Here is a 17,886-nt window from a genome sequence, read left to right on the forward strand (position 1 = left end):
GTCCGTGGGGGGTTCGGGGGTGTCCGGGGGGCGGGTCGGTGGGGCGGTCGGGGCGTTGTCCTTGCCGCCGTACAGCTCCGCTGCGGTGGCGAGGACGCGGAGGCAGGCGGGGCCGTCCAGTGCGGTGTGGTTGACGGTGAGGATGAGGGCGGTGCGGGGTCCCGTGCCGGGGGCTGAGCCGGTGTTGTGGGCGAGGGTGATTGCTTCGAGGCGGATGGGTGGGGATGCGGTGAGGGGTGGGGCCTCGTCCAGGGCGCGGGTACGGGCCTTCTTGAGCGCGTCTCGGGTGGGGGGTGGGAAGGCCACCACCTCTATGTCTGGGGATTCCGTCAACTCCCATTCGTAGCGGCGGCGGTACCAAGGGCCCGGGGCCTCGCGCATGAGGATGCGGGGGTGGCGGTGCAGGGCTTCGGTGAATGCGGTGCGGAGCCGTTCCGGGTTTATGGGGCCTGGGAGGTGGACCTCGATGTGGACGGTTTCCGGTTCGATGGATTGGTGGCAGTGGCGGGCGATTTCGTCGACTGTGGGGAAGGGGATGCGGGTGGGGTTGCTGGCTCGGGCGGGTTGGTCCAGTGCGGTCATTGGGGTGCGTCCTTTTGCTGCGGGTCCGTGGGGGCTGGGCGCGCAGTTCCCCGCGCCCCTATCGGGGCGCCTTCGGGTGCCGTTGGTCGAGTGGCGGGGGCCTGGTGTCCCGGGCCCCGTGCCGAGATCGTCGGGCTGGACTCCACCGGCCCCGGCCTCTCCCCGGAACTCGGTTCCTCGTAGCCCGTTTCCTCCTCGGTGTCCGGTCGCTCGCCCAGCGCGCTCGTTCCCCGTTCCCTGTGTGGCAGGGGTGCCGGGGGCAGCGGCTGTGTTGAGTCGGGGATGCTCGGCTCTCTCCACTCCCTCACGCTCACCAGGCCCGCGAACAACCCGATCAGTGCGAGGAGTTGGGCCGCGTGGCTGAACGCGCCCTCGCCTGCGCCCACCGGGTCACCCGCCCCCGTCGCCGCCACGATCCCCGATCCCGCCAGTGCCACGAAGGCGATCGGGACCAGCAACGCGTGTCGGCGGTATGCCAGTAGTGCCAGTGCCGGTACCAGTAGGGCGAACCAGCCCGCTATCGCCACTCCGACCAGCGTCAGTGCCACCGTGCCCAGCCACAGGCCGGGTAGGGGTGGGGGTGGTTGCATCTCGTCCGTGTTGGGTTCGTCGCGGCGCCAGATCACCAGGGCCAGGAGGATGACCAGTGCGGCTCCGCTGCCTATGAGGCCGGCCTCGTATGTTGTCGCCGGTTCGTAGGAGAGCTTGATCGTGCCGCCCGCGCCTGCGGGGACGCGCCAGCCCTGTTGCCAGCCGTCGAGGCGGACCGACGTCAACTCCTTGCCGTTCAGGGTGGCTTTCCAACCGTTGTTGTAGTTCTCGTAGGTCGTGAAGTAGGACGCGACGCCCGCGCCCACCGTCACCTCGCGGCGGTCGCCCAGCCAGTCCTGGATCGTCAACTTCCTTGTGTCAGGGGTGGGTTCGGTCACCGTTCCCCGGGTCAGGGTCACGTCCGTGAGTTCCAGGGGGCCGGCGTCTCCCGCCTCCACCCGGTGGGGGCCCGAGGTGAGCTCCAACTCGGCGTCGTTCCGACCCTCCTGACAGGGCGTCACATCGACCGATCGCCGCTGCGTGAGGTCTCCTACCGTTCCTGTCACGCTCGTCTGGTACAGCTCGCCGTCGACCGCCACCACGGGCCCTTTTCCGCAGGTCAGCGTGAAGGTGCGGGTGGGGTCGGGTTGGGGGGTGCGGTACTGGTCCAGGGCCGGGATGTAGGCCTCGGTCAGGCCCACGGGGAGTTGGAGGTTCTCGTCCGCTATGGGGTTGTGGAGAGTGAGCGGGGCCGTTTTCGTGATCGTGATGTCCAGGCGGTCCGTGGTGATCGGGTCGAAGCGGACCACGCCGTTCTCGTCCACGCCGGCGATCGTCGCGCCGTCGGGTGAGGTGATGTCCACCTCGGTGGCGCGGGTCGAGAGGCCGCCCGCCGGGGCCAACACCACTTCCCCTACCGCCTGTTTGCCGGTCCAGGAGAGGTGGATCGTGGGGCGGTCGCCCGCTATCCAGCCCGTCGTCAGGTCGCCGTCCGTCAGGTTGCGGGCCGAGAGGCCCGCCCCCAGCGCCGCCGTGGAGTCCGCCGTCGCCGTGATGCGGTCCTGCTGGGCGGGGGCCACCTCGTAGAGCAGCTTGTCCAACTCCTCGCCGGGGATCGCCACCGCGCTCGCCTTCATCTCGTACGTTCCCGCCGTCGGCGTCGAGAACGTGCGGTGCAGGCCCGCCTCCGTGCCCGTCGCGGAGAGGCCGGTCGGGTCGGCCGTGCGGTGCAGGGAGATGATCTCGGCGGACGCGTCGGAGGAGTTCGCGTCGGTGGGGAGCTTGAGGAGCCGGGTGACCTGGATGTGCGGCAGGGCGATCTCGGAGAAGCCCGCGCCGGTGAGACCGGTGCGTCGGGCCACCGAGTCGACGATCGTCAGCTTCATCCAACTCGTCGTGCCGGACGGGGCTTTGACGGTCTGCGTCATGCCGTTCGGCTGGAGGTAGCTGGTCACCGACCCCTTCGCCGTCTCGACCCGCACCTCCGTGGCCGCCGCTCGCACGCTCTCCTGGGGGAGAGGGGTGACCTTGAAGGACTTCGGCATGTCGTACGAGCCGCCCGTGAAGCCGATCCGCAGCCACTGCCCGTTCGGGGAGCCCGCCGCGCCTTCTGCCCACGCGGTGTCGGGGTTGCCGTCGAAGGCGTTCACCGGGTCGTACTGGGGCAGGTAGAACAGCCAGTTGCCGCTGGAGGACGCCGTCACCGAGCGGGCGCCGCGTACCTCCGCCACCGTCTGGTGGGCGATGCCCTTCGTAGGCAGGATCTGTTTCGGTTTCTTGCCCGCGTCCTGGACGGCGTCCGGCGCGTTGCGTTCGTCGGGGGTGTACGTGTACGACGTGTTGCCGTCGACGAGGCCGAACCGGGTGTCCGCCCGGCGCAGTCCGTCGCCGAGGATCTGGAGTGTGGGGGAGCCCAGCCCCGGGTGGTTGTCGCCCGTCAACACCGTTGCCCTGCCCCGGAGTTCGGTGGCCAGGGGCAGGATCGACTCCGGGCCGCCGGAGACCACCGCCGTGTCGGCCACCGGCGTCAGGCCCGCCTGGCCGGGGCGGCTCACGTCCTTGCTCGTCGGCTCGTAGATCTCCACCGCCCGTTGGCGCGGGTAGAGGCCCTCCACCTGGAGCGGGGTGTCGTTCGCGATCCGGCCGCCGGTCATGACCGGGCCGAGGCCGGTCACCCGCTGGTAGCCGGACTGTTCCAGGGTGCGTTTGACGGTGGTCGTCGGGACGTAGCCGATCTGGTCGGGGTCCAGGTCGTTGCGGACGACGACGTAATAGACGCCGGCCCGGCTCAAGTAGTCGGCCAGGCCCGGGACTTCGCTCCCGCTCGCCAGTGCCTGCTCGACCGCGTCCATCGCGCGCCGGTTGCCTGGGGTGCCCATCGGGACGTAATCCCGTTCCGCCCAGCGGGAGTTGGCCAGGACGTCCAACGGCTCGTCGATGGGGGAGCCCCAGGTGTAGATGCCGTGCGCGGTCGCCGGAACGACCAGGGCCCGGGAGTCCGGGGAGTATTTGTGCAGCCAGTCGGCCGTGGCCTGCCAGTACTTGGGGAGCTGCTGGAACGAACCCGGGTTCAGGATCGACCCGTTGAGATACGGCCAGGCCAGACCGGGGAGCACGAGGATCAGCGCGATCAGCGGGACGAGTCGACGGCCCCGGACCGGGCGGGCTCCGCGGGTCTCGGCCGCCACACCCACCAGGTGGGCCAGGCCCAGGACGAGTGCGAGAGCGAGCCCCGCCTGGAACTTGTAGATGTTGCGGAAGGGGACGAGCGGGCCGTTCAGCCAGTCCTGCACCAGCCCGTGGAAGGGCGCCCCGAACGAGCCGCCGTACCCGGCGAACAGGATCAGCGCGACCGACACCCCGATCAGCACCAGCCAGCGCCGCTCCGGCATGTCCCGGCGCGCCAGTCCCGCGAGCCCGAGACCCGCCGCGAGCGCCGAGCAGACGATCACGATCACCGAGGAGGCGACCGTCCAGCCGGCCGGTATCCACGCCTCGCCCAGGTGCAGATAGGCGACCCAGTCACCGGCTCCGCGCAGGCCCTCCGTAGCCGACATGGTCTCGGTCGTGGTCTGTGAAGTCTCCACGTAGGGAAGGAAGTTCTCGCCGTAGACGCCGAGCATGAGGAGCGGAATCCACCACCAAGCCGTCGCCAGAATCACCCCCGGCACCCACCAGGCGATCAGCTTGCGCTGCCGTGGACCGGCTGGACGGGAGAGGAGGTAGAGCCCTACCGGCAGCAGGGACGCAAGGGTCGCGGCCGCGTTGACCCCACCCATGAACGGGACGATCAACGCCGAACGGAGGGCCGCGATGCGGGCCGTGTAACGCTCGTTGGTGAGTGGCAGCAGGACCCAGGGGAGGAAAGCTCCGGGGAGGGCGGCGGCCGAGGTCGAGCCGACGACGATCGTGAACACCGGCCACAGCGCGTAGGTCACGGCGGCGAGCAGCCGGGACGCGGGGCTCCCGACGCGCAGCCGTTCGGCGAGGCGCAGGGCTCCCCAGAAGGCGACCGACACGACGAGCGACAGCCACAGCCGTTCCGCGAGCCACACCGGGAGTTGCACTGCGTGGGCCAGCCAGTAGAACGGCAGCATCGGCCAGAGGTAGCCGGCGTACTGGTCCTGGATACCGCCGAAGGAACCCCGGTCGTGCCACAACTGGCCCAGATCGGAAAGGAATTGGCCGGGGTCGACGGTGACGCCGAGCTTGGTGTCGAAGGTCTGGCGCCCCGGATGCACGGCGAGGAACAGCACGAACACCACGGCCCAGAACCCCAGCAGCCAGCTCCGCGACCTCGGGCCCTCCGGGGGGCCCGCCAGTGTCGTGGTGGTGGGGTCGGCCGCCGGGGGCGGTGCCTGGACCGTGGTCGCCGTCATCGTGGACACCGCCGGAGAATGAGGAGGAGGTTCCAGGTGGCCAACTCCCTTATCCCGGGCGCCTTGACGACGGCTCGGTCGAGGAAGGGCCAGTAGCGGGAGCGCGCCGCGACGACCATGACGTCGTCGCGGGCACGGACCTGCCGCAGGGTGGCGCCGATGTGCACGGCGAACAGGTTCTCGCCGAGGGTGTGCTTGGCGTCCTTGCCGGTACGGCGCCGATAGCGGGCACGGGCCCGTTCCGCACCGAGATAGTGCCAGGGCGCCCACTCGTGACCACCCCACGGAGACAGCCAGTTCGTGAACGACACATAGATCAGCCCACCGGGCCGCGTCACCCGCGTCAGCTCACTGAGAAACGTCTGCGGATCGGCCACATGCTCAAGGACGTTGGACGAGAAGGTGACGTCCGCGATCCCGTCGGACAGGGGCAGCAGATACCCGTCGGCGATCACGGTCCCGTCGGGCGGCTTCTCCCCCAACTCCCGTACGTCAGGCTCGAAGAGGTAGGCGTGGGCGCCACGCCGCCGAAACTCCTCGGTGAAGTACCCACTCCCGCCACCGACATCGACAACGGTCCGTCCGGCGAGGGGCCCGTAGTAGCCCTCGACCTGGTCGGCGGCATCACGGGCGAGCAGCGAATAGCAGGCTTCCGGGTCATCCTGTTCATGCAGGAAGGCACGAAAGAGGGCGAGGGACCGACGAAAAGAGGGATCTTTCATACGCCGGAGGACTGGGGCGCCCCGATAGGGGCGCGGGGAACTGCGCGCCCAGCCCCCACGCACCCGCAGCCAACTCACGACCCCCAGCCCTTCACCGCCTCGCCGGCCACCACACGAAACTGTCTAACTGTCCGATCCCACCGATAACGCGCCGCACGATCCCGCGCAGCCTTGCCCATCACCTCACGGCGATGTCCAGACAGAGCCAACGTGCACCAGGCCGCCGCGAATGAAGACTCCCCACGCGCCAGTACACCGGTCTCGCCGTCGACCACGGAGTCACGCAGACCAGGTACGTCAAACGCGATCGCCGGAGTCTCCCGAGCCGCAGCCTCCGTCACGACCAACCCCCACCCCTCCAACGCAGAGGGATGCAGCAACAGCCAGGCAGCACAGAGCAGTTCATGTTTCCGAGACTCCGAGACATGCCCCGTGAACTCCACCCCGGGCCCCGCAAGCCGCTCCAAAGACTCCCGCTCAGGACCATCCCCCACGATCACAAGACGCCCCCCAACCACGGGACGTACCCGCTCCCACAACCGCAGCAGCAGATCGACCCGCTTGTACTCGACCAGCCGCCCCACCGCCACGAACAACGGCTCCGGCGACCGGTCGGCACGAGGCCCCGGCTCCTCAACTCCGTTGTGGACCACCCGGATCCGGTCCCGCTCGACCCCGATCCCGCGCAGCGCGTGCGCGGTCGAGGGAGAGACCGCGACCAGCAGGCCGCGATGCTGCGCCCCGGTCAGCGCCCAGTGTTCGAGTCTTCGGCCGATCCTCGCCGCCGGTGCCATCGGCCCGCCGAACCGCATCTTCCACAGGTCCGTGTGGACGTGGTTGACCAGGCACAGGGTCGGGCCGTGGTGCCACACGGGGGCGAAGTAGGGCATGCCGTTGCACACCTCGACCAGCAGATCGCAGTCGCCGATGCGCCGGGTGAAGGCGGTACGGGCGCGCAGGAACTGGCCGTAGGTGCCGCCCGCCGACACGACGTGGTAGTCGCGGACGGGGGACGCGGGGCCGCCGCACAACAGGGTGACCTGGTGGCCGAGTCGGGTCAGGCCGTCGGCCAGTCGGTCGACGAGGAGTTCGGAGCCGCCGGCCGAGGGGTTGTCGAGATCGCGGTGCGCGAGGAAAACGATTCGGCGCGGTTGCGGCACAGGCGCCGGGGGGTGCTGCGCGATCTGAGGGAACGGGGCGCGCAGCGAATAGGGCACGTGCTGGGGCATGGGTGCTCCAACTCGTCTCAGGGTGCGGAACTCTGCAGGGTGAGGGCGGGACGCGGTGCGGAGTTCTGTGGGGGGTCTGAGCTGTGGTTAAGGACAGGTTGTGGATGGGCTGTGCTCGGGTGGGGTTGGACAGTTTTCGCCCCGCCGTCCGACTCTGCTACTCACCGAGGTGACAATTTCCGGGGTTATTAGAACTGACGTCACGTCACATCGTGGGCTCAGAAGGGTCCGAGTCGGGGTATTCCGGGCGCCGACGCCCTCGTAGCACCAAAACGCCACCGATCACGGCGAGGACGAATCCGGCCACAGCGGTACCGATCGGCAACGACTGGCCCACCAGGCGCAGTTGGCCGCTCTCCTTCTTCGCCAGTTTCACCTGTGCCTTCTGGGTGGCGGTGGTGAAGGAGAGCTTGTCGGCGTCCAGGAGCAGCACCGCGTCGTAGGCGTGGCCGGGGGCGCGGAGGGTGCGGCGGGGGCCGACCTGGGCGTAGATCACGCGGCCGGTGCGCTGGTCGACGATCAGCTCGATGCCGTGGTTGGAGTACCACTCCTCGGCCAGCACCTGGGGGGAGTCGGGCTGGTCGACGAGGCTGCCGGGCACCAGCCGGGTGCCGATCTTCGTGGGCGGGACCGTGCCCTTGAAGACGTAACCCGAGTAGCCCTGCACCTTCTTGGTGCCGGAGTAACGCAAAGTCACCGTGGAATTGAGGGAGTTGTCCCACCACTGGTAGGCGTGTTTCTGCACGTCGAAGGGGAACTTCAGGAAGGCGTCGCCCTCGAAGTAGGGGTTCTCGTGACAGCAGTGCACGGGCTTGTTGGTCTTACGGTCCGTGACCCAGCGGCTGGGGAAGAACTCCAGCGCGTCGTGCGGATCGGCGGCCGGCAGCGACTTGTCGGTGTCGACGGTCGTGGTGACGTCCCACACCGCGTCGCCGCTCTTCTCGCTGTCCGCGACATCGCCGCGGACCTGCTGGGTCACGGTGATCCGCTTGTCGTCCACGGTCTTCAGCTCGCCGGTGTCGAAGTAGCTGCCGGTGCCCTGGTAGACGGCGGTGGTGTCGATGTTGATCGGGGTCACGGCGGCCCGCGGCTCGACGTACCACGCCAGCATCGGCGCCAGGACCAGCAGAAACGTGCCAAGTCCCAGCAGGATCAAGGAAAGTGGAGAGGCTGTACGGCGCATCCGGGCACTCCAGAGGAATGTGGTTACGGAGTTCGGTAGGCCCTCGGGCCGGGAACCGTAGGCGCCCCTTGACGGAGTGTCAATGTCTGCCGACACTGGGGCCGACGGGCAGGGGCGGGACGACCCAGGACAGAACCTCGCAACAGAGAGGCCGACCCTGCGATGTCCAGACTGCTCGCCGCCGCGCTCACCATGGCCCTGGCCGCCGCCCTCGCCGTGGGTGCCGCGTTCGGCATCGTCGCACTGCTCGACGCCAGGCCCGACCAGCCGAACACACCACTGATCACGTACGAGCAAGCGGGCCAGGGGAGTTGACCCCATGGCCGCTCGACCGGCGACCGCACCACCGGCGACCGTCCGCCCGGCGACCGTGACGGCGCGCTCGGCGTGGCTCGACGTGCCGCGCCTCCAGGTGCGCGAGTTCGCGGCGATCGCCATGGCCGAGGCGCCCGCGCTCGCCGAGGAGATCCTGCGCGAGATCCGCCGCGAATACCCCCAACTGCCCCTGGTCCTCGACGACTCGGGCGAACCCATGGCGATGATCGGCATCCGCCGCGCCATCGAGGTCTTCGTCCAGCACCTGGAGACCGCCGAGGGCCGTCCGACCGTACCGCCGGGCGTCTTCCAGGAGTTCGGGCGCGGCGAGGGCCTGCACGGCCGCAGCCTCGACTCGCTCCAGGCGATCTACCGCATGGGCGTACGGCTTGCCTGGCGCCGCTTCGCCGAGATCGGCCAGCGCGTGGAGATCCCGCCGCCCGCGATGTACGAACTCGTCGACGCGGGTTACGAGTACCTCGACGGGCTGGTCGACCAGTCCGTGCGGGGGTACGCGGAGGCCGCCGCGAGACAGGCGGGGGAGCGGCTGCGGCTCCAGCGCCGGCTCATGGAACTCCTCCTCGCCGAGCACCATCGCGGCGACCCGGCCGAGGCCCTCGCCGAACGCGCCGCCCGGATCGGCTGGCCGCTGCCCGACAAGGTCGCTGTCGGTGTCCTGCTGCGCCCGGCCCGCGAGGCGGTCGCCCCCGCCGTGGGGCAGGAGGTCCTGCTCGACATGGAGTACGAGCAGCCCCGCATGGTCGTCCCCGAACCGGACGCCGCCGGCCGCCCCGATCTGCTGCACCGGGCACTGACCGGCTGGGCCGGCGCGATCGGGCCGCCGGTGCCGCTGGCCGACGCGGTGAAGTCGGCGCGCTGGGCCGAGGCCGCCGTAGGGCTGATGGAGCGGGGGCTGTTGCCGGCGGGAGGGGTTCTGTACTGCACCGAGCACACCGAGGCGCTGGTCCTGTTGCAGCCCGAGGAGCTGATCGACGATCTCGCGCTGCGGTGTCTGGCGCCGTTGGAGCACTCCGGGCCGACGCATCGGCGGCGGCTCGCCGAGACGTTGCTGGCGTGGCTGGAGACGCGGGGTGGGGCGCCGGAGGTGGCCGCGCGGCTCGGTGTGCATCCGCAGACCGTGCGGTATCGCCTCCGGCAGATCCGCGAACTCTGGGGCGACGAGATCGATCATCCCGACCGCCGGTTCGAGCTCGAACTCGTCCTGCGCGCCCAGCGGTTGCGTGGTGAACTGGGTGATCCGAGGGGCGGTCGGTAGTCGAGCGGTCACACGACCATTGCCCGTGCAACCCTCTATGGCTAGCCTGTGTTCGTTATCCCGATCGTCAGTTGAAATTTCGAACACAGAAGGGGGCCGGTTGTGGGACGCCTCGTACCTGCCGTGACCCGGGCTCTCGACATTCTCGAGCTCTTCCTCGACGGGGACGGGACGCTCTCCGCCCCGGACATCGTGCGCAAGCTGCAGCTGCCGCGCACCACCGTGCACGAACTGGTCACCACCCTCGCGGCCCGCTCGTACATCGTGCCCGTGCCCGGACAACCCGGACGCTACCGGCTCGGGGTCCGCCCGTACCAGCTCGGGAGCCGATACGCCGAGCAGCTCGACCTCGCCGCCGAGGGCCAGCAGGTCGCCCGGTCCGTCGCCGAGACCTGCGACGAGACCGTCCACGTGGCCATCCTCGAGGGCACCGACGTCATCTACATCGCCAAGGTCGACTCCACGCACGCCGTGCGCATGGTGTCGGCGGCCGGCCGCCGGCTGCCCGCGCACTGCACCTCCGTGGGCAAGATGCTGCTGGCCTCCCTCCCCGACCAGGAGCTGACCGCCCGCATCCCCGCCGACGCGTCGCTGGTCGCGATGACGCCCAACAGCATCGTCGAGCCGGCCGCCCTGCGCGAGGCTCTCGCCGAGATCCGCTCGCGCGGGGTCGCGGTCGAGAGTCGTGAGTCGAATCCGGATGTGTCCTGCGTCGCCGCTCCGGTCCGCGACCGCACCGGCCAGGTCGTCGCCGCGCTCTCCATCTCCGTCCCCATGATCCGCTGGAGCGACGAACGCCGGGACGAGCTGGAGCAGCTCGCGGCGAAGGGCGCGGCCGAACTGTCGGAGCGACTCGGACACCGGAGCGTGGCATGACGTACGAGGTGGCGGTACGGGCCGAGGCGACCCTCGGTGAGGGGCCGACGTGGGACGCGGCGGCCGGGCGGCTGATCTGGATCGACATCCTCGGCTCCCGAGTGCATACGTACGACCCCGCGTCCGGCGTCCGTACGGTCCGGGTGACCGAACAGCACGTGGGCGCGGCGAAGCCTCGGGTCGGCGGGGGGCTGGTCCTCAATCTCCGGGACGGGATCGGGCTGCTCGACGAGGACGGGGGGTTCCGGTGGCTGCACCGGGAGCCGGTTCCCGGGCGGCGGGCGAACGACGCGGCTGTCGCGCCCGACGGGGCGTTGTGGGTGGGCACGATGCGGTACGACGAGGCGGCCTGTGGTGGCACGTTGTCCCGGGTCGCCGGGGACGGTTCTGTGCAGCTGATTCTTGATGACGTCGCGGTGAGCAACGGGACGGGGTGGAGTCCGGACGGGCGGCTCATGTACTACATCGACTCGCCCACGCGGCGGATCGACGTGTTCGAGTACGCGGACGGGCGGGTGACCAAGCGGCGGCGCTTCGCTGAGGTCGAGGTCGGGGCGGGGTTCCCTGACGGGTTGACCGTGGATGCGGACGGGTGTGTGTGGGTGGCTTTGTGGGACGGGGGTGCGGTGCGGAGGTATACGCCGGACGGGGAGTTGGAGCGGGTGGTTTCGTTGCCGGTGCCGTTGGTGACGGCGTGTGCGTTCGGGGGTGCGGATTTGACTGACCTGTACGTGACGACGGCTCGGGTGGGGTTGGACGCGCCGCATCCTGTGGCTGGGTCGCTTCTTGTTGTGCCGGGGGCGGGGAAAGGGTTGGCGCAGCCTGCATTTGGGGGGTGAGCGTTGAGTTTTGGGTGCGCGCCCGGTGGGGGCTGGGCGCGCAGTTCCCCGCGCCCCTAAGGGACTTGGGCCTCGCGTGTCTGGAAGGCCCAGCCCCCTGCGCCCCTAAAAGCAAACCCGGTCAGCGCGGCGTTGCCTTCATCGTGCCCTCCGGGATCGTCGCCGTCAGGCGGGCTCGGGCCACGGCTCTTGCCAGTTCGACCAAGCCGCCCGTGTCGGAGACTTCCGTGGCGTAGAGGCGGTATGTGCTTGGGGTGATGAAGGGGTCCTCGTGGGCGGCGGCGCGGCGGGCTGCGTCGGCGACCATGGCGGCTTCGGAGGCTACCCGGGCCTCGTGGGGGGAGCGGCCCGCGTGGAGGGCGGCGTCGCGGGTTTGTTCGCGGACTCGGTCGTCGAAGTACGGGGCGAGGGCCAACAGGCCGTCGTGTATGGACACTTCACGCCAGTGCAGCCGCATCCGGGGCAGCTGCCACAGGCCGCTGGGCGGCTTCGGGGCGAGGGACGCGAAGCGGACCTCCGACCACAGCGGGCCGAGGCCGCGCAGGTCGCCGAGGTCGCGCCAGTGCGCGCGGGCCGTGGGCAGCAGCCTCGGCAGGGCGAAGCCGGCGGAACAGGTCAGGGCGGCCAGCGATGCCATCGGCGGGGCGATCCGGGTGGAGAGGAAGTCCAGGTCGTGACCGGTCCAACGGGCCGCCACCGCCGCGTACTTGACGAACTGGAAGCCGACCACGTCCAACAGGGTGCCGAGGAGGATCAGTTGCAGTCCGGTCCTGAGCAGACCGGTGACCTTGCGGACCCAGGTGAGGCACACGGTGCACATCACGAGGGTGGCCGCGCTGTGTCCGAGCAGGTAGAGCACGATCATCTCGCGCATGTACGGGGTGTTGGCGTAGTACGTGTCGAGGTCGGTGAGCCGTTCGGTGTTCGGGTCCGCGAGCATGAAGAGCACGACGATGACGACGATCAGCGCGCCGTAGGCGGCCATGCTGCGCAGCACCATGCGGCGGATCCGGGCGGGGGAGCCGCCCCGCCACTGGATCAGCAGGACGAGCAGGGAGCAGCTGTACGCGGAGAGCATGCCGTAGGTGAGCGGGGCGCCGAAGTTCGGGATGCCGGTGAGGGCGTTGACCGCGCTCAGGGTCAGCGGCGCGGAGCAGACCAGGGCCAGGGAGCCGAGGACGATGGCCGCGCAGGTGGACACGGTCAGCGGGTCGCGCGGGATGCTCAACGGGCGGCGCAGCAGGACGGTGCAGGAGAGACCGAAGACGGCGGCGGCGACGTACACCATGAGGCTCATGCCCGGGTGCTCCCTTCCGTCGTGCCGGTGCGGACCCGGGCGGCGGCGACGAGCGGCGACCGGGTCAACTCGTCGGCGATGTGAGGGAGAAGGGCGGTGCCGGGGGCCGGGTCGGGGAGCCGGTCCGGTTCGCCGGCGGGCGCCAGGCGCGGGTCGTGCGTCCGCTCCTCCGCCACGGCCGCGGCGACGACCGCCGCCCACGCGGTCGCCTCGGCCCGCTCCGGGTCGCCCGTCGTGTGTGCCGCCGCCTCCAACGTCCGTTCGTACAGGGCCCGGTCGAAGAACGCGTCGAGGTGGCCGAGCGCGTTGTGGATGCTGGTCTGGCGCCACACCAGCCGGGTGGCGGGGGAGGACCAGCGCGGCCGGGGCAGGCGCAGTGCGCGGCGGGTGAGGAGTTCGTCCAGTTCGTGTTCCAGCGGTTCGAGACGGGCGTACGTCCGCCGCTCGCGCCGCCGGTCGGTCAACCGGGGCCCGGTCAGCGGGATCAGGACGCCGATGACGGTCAGGACGGCGCCCAGTCCGGCGGCGACCGGCGAGACGGTCGTACCGAGTTCCGTCCAGTCCCGCCCGCTCCAACGGGCGATCACCGCCGCGAACTTGGTCAGGCTGTACCCGGCGCCGCACAGCGAGCCGACGCCCAGCGTGATCAGGCCGGCCCGGAGCCAGCCGTGCACCTGCCGGGCCCAGCGCAGCGACGACACCGTGGTGACACTGACCGCGGCGAGATGCCCGGCCAGGTACAGCACGATCATCTCGGCGATGAACGGGGTCGTCGCGTAGTAGGTGTCCAGGTCGGTGCGGCGCTCCACGGGGGTGTCGCCGAGCGCGAACATCACACCGATGCCGACGAGGACGAGGGCGTAGGCCATGATCCAGCGGCGGGCGGTGCGGTGCACGTGCGGGCCGCCCCGCCAGTAGACGACCAGGACCTGCGAGGAGGCGCCGTACGCGGTGACCGACGCGTACGTGAGCGGTGCGGCGAGGTTCGGGACGCCGCTGAGGTCGTTGATCGCGCCGACGGTGGGCGGCGCCCCGAGGAGGAAGCAGGCGCCGGCCAGGCCGAGGAACACGCAGATGACGCGGAGATAGGGATCGCGCCAGTGGCGTATCAGGTCCGGGGCCTTCACCAGCAGGCCCAGCCACAGCAGAGCGCAGCTGAGGTAGTCGATCAGGGCGCTCATTTTCTGGTTCCGCGGTAGTTGAGGGCGGCCCCGATGCGCCCGGCGACCCCGTGCTGCGTTCCGTCGTCGGCTACGGCGGGGTCGTGCGCGGAGTCCCCGGCCGCCGCGGACTCCAGCCAGGGCCGCAGCCGTCCGCTCATCAACATGCCGAAGCGGTCTGCCTCCTGCTCGTCGGCGAGGCTGAAGTCGGAACGGGCGGCGACGGCCCGGGGGCTGCCGTCGGGGGTCGGCGCGGGGGCGGGCCCGGCGGTCCGCTGGTGCATGTGCCACACCTCGTGGCAGAAGATCACGATCTGGTGCCAGGCGGCGGCCCGCCTGTCGATGACGATGACGTCGTACGTGTCGCCCTCCAGCCACAGCCCGCTGGCGGTGTGCGGCGGGAACACCTCGCGGCGCACGACGACTTCACGCCCCCGCCAGCGGATGACGGAGGCGACCAGCGCGTCGAACAGGGCCTCGGGATCGGCGGGGACCGGAACGCGCATGGGATCGATGAGGGTACCGGCGAACCGCCGCATCTCCTTCTTCGTGCGCACCGCTGCAATATGCCAGGACATACGCCGACTCAGCCACCTCACCGTTGCACAGCCGGTCCGAGGTTACGCGCCCACAACTGCCGACGTCATGTCATTCGGTGGCCGTTGTGGGACCGGGAACGACCGCTGTGTCCAGAAATCGACCCCGTGAATGAACGTTGCACTGTGCTCAACCCATTGACGCGGAAGCGCTTCGATTTTACGGTCCCGTTCGAAGTTACGAGCGACATACGGCATTTCGAACACGATGGGACTCCTACAGTAAGGGCAGGGAATGGGACTACCTGACCTGAATCGCCGGCGGCTACTGGCTGCGGCGGGCGGCCTCGCGGTCGCCGGAAGCTTCGGTTTCGCGGCCCTCGGCACCGGCGCCGACGCACTCGCGGCGGGCGCCCGCACCCGCGTGACGTACTGGAATCTGTTCAGCGGGGGCGACGGCGGCAACATGGTCGCGATGGTCGACGCCTTCCAGAAGGCCACCCCGGACATCGCGGTCAAGGCCTCGACACTCACCTGGGGCGGCCCCTACTACACGAAGCTCGCGATGGCCGCCGCCGGCAGCCGCGCACCCGACCTCGCCGTCATGCACCAGGGCCGCGTACCCGGCTTCGCCCCCGGCCGCCTCCTTGATCCATGGGACATGGACCTCCTCACCAAGTACGGCGTGAAAGAAGCCGACTTCAACCCCGTGCTGTGGCAGCGCGGCATCGTCGACGGCAAGCTCTACGCCCTGCCCCTCGACATCCACGTCCAGCTGAACTTCTACCGCACGGACATCTGCAAGAAAGCCGGACTCCTCGACGCCGACGGCAAGTTGCCCTCGGCCACCTCCACCGACGACTGGTTCCGCATCCTCAAGTCGGCCAGGAAACAACTGAAGTCGGGCGTCCAGACCCTCGGCCTGCACGCCAACGACCAGAACTTCTCCTGGTGGTTCTTCGTCGCCTTCTACCAGCAACTGGCCGGAACCTACTTCGACGACGCCCGCACCGACGTCACCTTCGACACCCAAAAGGCCACCCGGGTACTGGAGTTCCTCCGCCGGCACGTCACCGACGGCTACGCGATCGTCGGCGAGGCCGACGCCGAGGCGTTCCTCGCCGGATCACCCTTCACCTGGGAGGGCGACTGGTCGGTGCCGTACTACAGCGGGGCGAAGGTCGGCTACGGCGCCCAGCCGCTCCCGCCCGTCTTCGGCACCCCCGCCACCCACGCCGAGTCGCACTCCTTCGTCCTGCCCCACCAGTCCGACCGCGGCGGCGCCGCCAACGAGGGCGCCCACCGACTCGCCGCCTACCTGGTCACCCACGCCACCGCCTGGGCGGGCGGCGGCCACGTCCCCGCCTACCTCCCCACCTTCAAGGACCCCGCCTACCTCCAACTCACCCCGCAGGACGAGTACTCCAAGCCCGCCATGGAGCACCCCGCCACCGAACCCCACATCTGGTTCGCCGGCTCCACCGGCATCCTCGCCCAGCGCCTCGGCCCGATCATCGCCGCCTCCAACCTCGGCTCCACCAAGCCGGACACGGCGGCCCGCAGGATGAAGTCCGCCCTGGAACAACTCCTCGCGATGAAGAACCCCATGGACGGCCGCACCGCCGCCCAGGAGCTGACGGGAGCCGGCACATGACCGCCACCGTGGCCACCGCCACCCTGCGCCCCCGCACGACCACCGCCACCGACTCCGCCCGCCTCCGCTGGGGCCGCCGCTTCCAGCACGGCGGCTGGTTCGTCGCCCCGTTCTTCGTCCTCTACGGCCTCTTCGTCGTCGTACCGGTCGTCCGCGGCCTCTACCTCAGCTTCACCGACGCCAACATCTCCGGCGACCACACCAGCTTCATCGGCCTCGCCAACTACCGCGAGGCCCTCCAGGACGACCTCGTCTGGTCCTCGCTGTGGCACAGCGTCAAGTTCACGCTGTGGGTCGTACCGATGATCGTCGTGGTGGCGCTGCTGATGGCACTGCTCGCCCACCACACCGTCCACTTCAAGTGGCTGTGGCGCCTGTGCTTCTTCGCGCCCTTCCTCCTCCCCTCGGCGGTCGTCGGCAACCTGTGGTGGTGGCTGTTCCAGCCCACCAACGGCATGGTCAACCACGTCCTCGGCCTGCAGACCCCGTGGCTCGCCCAGAAGTCCACGGCCATGCTCGCGGTCGTCATCGCCACGCTCTGGTGGACGGTCGGCTTCAGCTTCCTCCTCTACCTGGCCGCCCTCCAGAACATCCCCCAACACCTCTACGAGGCAGCCGAGTTAGACGGAGCGGGCCCCTTCCGGCGCCTGCTCCACATCACCGTGCCCAACCTGCGCAACATCACCGGACTGGTCCTCGCCCTCCAGATCCTCGCCTCGCTCCAGGTCTTCGACCAGGCCGTCGTCATGTACCAGTTCGGCCCGGGGCCCGAGGAATCGACCCGCACCTTCGTCCAGTACACCCTCGAACAGGGCTTCACCAGCTACCGCGTGGGCTACGCCTCCGCGATCTCCTTCATCCTGTTCGTCGTCATCGCGGCCGTCGCCCTCGGCCGGATGTGGCTGCTCCGCCGACGCGAGGAGGACGCCCGATGACCACGCCAACTCACCTGCACCGCAAGTCGCGCAGCACCTGGACCCCGGCTCAGATCGCCCTGACGACGGTCGCCGCCGCCCTCTCCCTCATCTGGCTCTCCCCCCTCGTCTGGGCCCTGTCCACCTCCCTCAAAACCCCGACGGAATCGGTCGCGTCCCCGCACTGGATCCCGGACCACTTCACCCTGGAGTCCTGGAAGGGAGTCCTCGACGCCGGCAACATCCCCAACTGGTTCGTGAACTCGGTCGTCGTCTCGGTCTGCGTCACCGTGATCGTGCTCCTGGTCGCCTCCCTCGCGGCCTACGGCTTCGCCCGCACCGAGTTCCGCGGCAAGGGCACCCTGATGGCGCTCACGATGGCGGGCCTGATGTTCTCCCCGGCGATCCTGGGCGTACCGCTGTTCACGACGGTCCAGTCGCTCGGGATGGTCGACACGTACTGGGGCATGATCCTCCCGCAGTGCGCCCCGGCCGCGATGGTCTACATCCTCTACAAGTTCTTCCAGTCACTGCCGAAGGAGCTGGAGGAGGCCGCGTTCATCGACGGCGCGGGCCGCTGGCGGATCTTCTTCACCATCGTCCTGCCCCTGTCGAAACCGTCCCTGTCGGCGGTCGGCATCTTCACCTTCATCGCCTCCTGGAACAACTTCATCTGGCCCTACATGGTGACCAACAACCCCGACCTGATGACCATGCCCAACGGCATCGCCACCGTGCAGAACGCCTTCGGCATCGTCTGGCCCCAGCTCATGGCCGGCGGCCTCATCGCCGGCCTCCCGCTGATCGTCGTGTTCGTCTTCTTCCAGAGCCAGATCGTGCGGGGCGTAGCCCACACGGGCCTGGCAGGCCAGTAACTCACCGATGGAGGCACTG

General features: G+C 69.7%; 14 protein-coding genes and 1 pseudogene. 7 read left to right on the forward strand and 8 right to left on the reverse strand.

The genetic code is table 11. The features are described 5' to 3' along the window. The 5 genes and pseudogenes from OO70_RS47830 to OO70_RS47850 all read right to left on the reverse strand — a co-directional run. Nucleotides 1–582: pseudogene (locus tag OO70_RS47830) on the reverse strand (condensation protein); the annotation flags it as partial. Continuing rightward, nucleotides 579–4,991: an alpha-(1->3)-arabinofuranosyltransferase gene (locus tag OO70_RS47835; protein ID WP_043687095.1), complete on the reverse strand. Its 4,413-nt coding sequence runs from the start codon at nucleotides 4,989–4,991 to the stop codon at nucleotides 579–581. The pseudogene OO70_RS47830 and the gene OO70_RS47835, both read right to left, overlap by 4 nt. Beyond that, the gene (locus OO70_RS47840) at nucleotides 4,988–5,713 is read right to left on the reverse strand and encodes a class I SAM-dependent methyltransferase (RefSeq protein ID WP_043687097.1); all 726 of its coding nucleotides are present in this window, start codon (nucleotides 5,711–5,713) and stop codon (nucleotides 4,988–4,990) included. The genes OO70_RS47835 and OO70_RS47840 overlap by 4 nt, the downstream gene beginning before the upstream one ends. A gap of 74 nt (nucleotides 5,714–5,787) precedes the next feature. Next, the gene (locus tag OO70_RS47845) at nucleotides 5,788–6,942 is read right to left on the reverse strand and encodes a glycosyltransferase family 4 protein (protein ID WP_043687100.1); all 1,155 of its coding nucleotides are present in this window, start codon (nucleotides 6,940–6,942) and stop codon (nucleotides 5,788–5,790) included. Between the two features lie 205 nt (nucleotides 6,943–7,147). Continuing rightward, nucleotides 7,148–8,125 (reverse strand): DUF3068 domain-containing protein, encoded by a 978-nt coding sequence (locus OO70_RS47850; protein WP_043687103.1) that lies wholly within the window; start codon nucleotides 8,123–8,125, stop codon nucleotides 7,148–7,150. A 162-nt stretch (nucleotides 8,126–8,287) separates the two neighbouring features. On the opposite strand from OO70_RS47850, the gene OO70_RS55625 reads away from it, so the two are divergent. The 4 genes from OO70_RS55625 to OO70_RS47865 all read left to right on the forward strand — a co-directional run bounded on the left by OO70_RS55625 (nucleotide 8,288) and on the right by OO70_RS47865 (nucleotide 11,431). Beyond that, nucleotides 8,288–8,440, forward strand: coding sequence for a hypothetical protein (locus OO70_RS55625; protein WP_199827545.1), 153 nt, complete (start codon nucleotides 8,288–8,290; stop codon nucleotides 8,438–8,440). Between the two features lie 4 nt (nucleotides 8,441–8,444). Next, nucleotides 8,445–9,716: a helix-turn-helix domain-containing protein gene (locus tag OO70_RS47855; RefSeq protein ID WP_051742371.1), complete on the forward strand. Its 1,272-nt coding sequence runs from the start codon at nucleotides 8,445–8,447 to the stop codon at nucleotides 9,714–9,716. A gap of 102 nt (nucleotides 9,717–9,818) precedes the next feature. Further along, nucleotides 9,819–10,592 carry an IclR family transcriptional regulator gene (locus OO70_RS47860; protein WP_043687106.1) on the forward strand — a complete coding sequence of 258 codons (774 nt, stop codon included), beginning with the start codon at nucleotides 9,819–9,821 and terminating at the stop codon, nucleotides 10,590–10,592. Continuing rightward, nucleotides 10,589–11,431, forward strand: a complete 843-nt coding sequence (locus tag OO70_RS47865; protein ID WP_043687109.1) for an SMP-30/gluconolactonase/LRE family protein — start codon at nucleotides 10,589–10,591, stop codon at nucleotides 11,429–11,431. Before OO70_RS47860 ends, OO70_RS47865 begins: the two co-directional genes overlap by 4 nt. Nucleotides 11,432–11,552: 121 nt before the next feature. On the opposite strand, the gene OO70_RS47870 is transcribed toward OO70_RS47865, so the two are convergent. Genes OO70_RS47870 through OO70_RS47880 form a run of 3 tightly spaced genes read right to left on the reverse strand, consistent with a single transcriptional unit; the run spans nucleotide 11,553 to nucleotide 14,445 of the window. Further along, nucleotides 11,553–12,728: an MAB_1171c family putative transporter gene (locus tag OO70_RS47870; protein WP_043687113.1), complete on the reverse strand. Its 1,176-nt coding sequence runs from the start codon at nucleotides 12,726–12,728 to the stop codon at nucleotides 11,553–11,555. Beyond that, nucleotides 12,725–13,909 carry an MAB_1171c family putative transporter gene (locus tag OO70_RS47875; protein WP_043687118.1) on the reverse strand — a complete coding sequence of 395 codons (1,185 nt, stop codon included), beginning with the start codon at nucleotides 13,907–13,909 and terminating at the stop codon, nucleotides 12,725–12,727. Before OO70_RS47875 ends, OO70_RS47870 begins: the two co-directional genes overlap by 4 nt. Continuing rightward, a complete protein-coding gene (locus OO70_RS47880; protein WP_078651870.1) occupies nucleotides 13,906–14,445 on the reverse strand; it encodes a toxin in 540 nt (179 codons plus the stop codon). The genes OO70_RS47875 and OO70_RS47880 overlap by 4 nt, the downstream gene beginning before the upstream one ends. 274 nt (nucleotides 14,446–14,719) lie before the next feature. On the opposite strand from OO70_RS47880, the gene OO70_RS47885 reads away from it, so the two are divergent. Genes OO70_RS47885 through OO70_RS47895 form a run of 3 tightly spaced genes read left to right on the forward strand, consistent with a single transcriptional unit; the run spans nucleotide 14,720 to nucleotide 17,867 of the window. Next, the gene (locus OO70_RS47885; RefSeq protein ID WP_043687120.1) at nucleotides 14,720–16,078 is read left to right on the forward strand and encodes an extracellular solute-binding protein; all 1,359 of its coding nucleotides are present in this window, start codon (nucleotides 14,720–14,722) and stop codon (nucleotides 16,076–16,078) included. Continuing rightward, entirely contained in the window at nucleotides 16,075–17,013 is a 939-nt protein-coding gene (locus OO70_RS47890; RefSeq protein WP_043687123.1) for a carbohydrate ABC transporter permease, read from the forward strand. Before OO70_RS47885 ends, OO70_RS47890 begins: the two co-directional genes overlap by 4 nt. Continuing rightward, entirely contained in the window at nucleotides 17,010–17,867 is an 858-nt protein-coding gene (locus OO70_RS47895; protein ID WP_043687126.1) for a carbohydrate ABC transporter permease, read from the forward strand. Before OO70_RS47890 ends, OO70_RS47895 begins: the two co-directional genes overlap by 4 nt. Nucleotides 17,868–17,886 lie beyond the last annotated feature (19 nt).

It is taken from the genome of Streptomyces xylophagus, from assembly GCF_000716435.1.
Classification (GTDB): domain Bacteria; phylum Actinomycetota; class Actinomycetes; order Streptomycetales; family Streptomycetaceae; genus Streptomyces; species Streptomyces xylophagus.

Coding starts and splice junctions, on each gene's coding strand:
- OO70_RS47835 (WP_043687095.1), bottom strand. CDS start 4,991: ATGACGGCGACCACGGTCCAGGCACCGCCCCCGGCGGCCGACCCCACC.
- OO70_RS47840 (WP_043687097.1), bottom strand. CDS start 5,713: ATGAAAGATCCCTCTTTTCGTCGGTCCCTCGCCCTCTTTCGTGCCTTC.
- OO70_RS47845 (WP_043687100.1), bottom strand. CDS start 6,942: ATGCCCCAGCACGTGCCCTATTCGCTGCGCGCCCCGTTCCCTCAGATC.
- OO70_RS47850 (WP_043687103.1), bottom strand. CDS start 8,125: ATGCGCCGTACAGCCTCTCCACTTTCCTTGATCCTGCTGGGACTTGGC.
- OO70_RS55625 (WP_199827545.1), top strand. CDS start 8,288: ATGTCCAGACTGCTCGCCGCCGCGCTCACCATGGCCCTGGCCGCCGCC.
- OO70_RS47855 (WP_051742371.1), top strand. CDS start 8,445: ATGGCCGCTCGACCGGCGACCGCACCACCGGCGACCGTCCGCCCGGCG.
- OO70_RS47865 (WP_043687109.1), top strand. CDS start 10,589: ATGACGTACGAGGTGGCGGTACGGGCCGAGGCGACCCTCGGTGAGGGG.
- OO70_RS47870 (WP_043687113.1), bottom strand. CDS start 12,728: ATGAGCCTCATGGTGTACGTCGCCGCCGCCGTCTTCGGTCTCTCCTGC.
- OO70_RS47875 (WP_043687118.1), bottom strand. CDS start 13,909: ATGAGCGCCCTGATCGACTACCTCAGCTGCGCTCTGCTGTGGCTGGGC.
- OO70_RS47885 (WP_043687120.1), top strand. CDS start 14,720: ATGGGACTACCTGACCTGAATCGCCGGCGGCTACTGGCTGCGGCGGGC.
- OO70_RS47890 (WP_043687123.1), top strand. CDS start 16,075: ATGACCGCCACCGTGGCCACCGCCACCCTGCGCCCCCGCACGACCACC.
- OO70_RS47895 (WP_043687126.1), top strand. CDS start 17,010: ATGACCACGCCAACTCACCTGCACCGCAAGTCGCGCAGCACCTGGACC.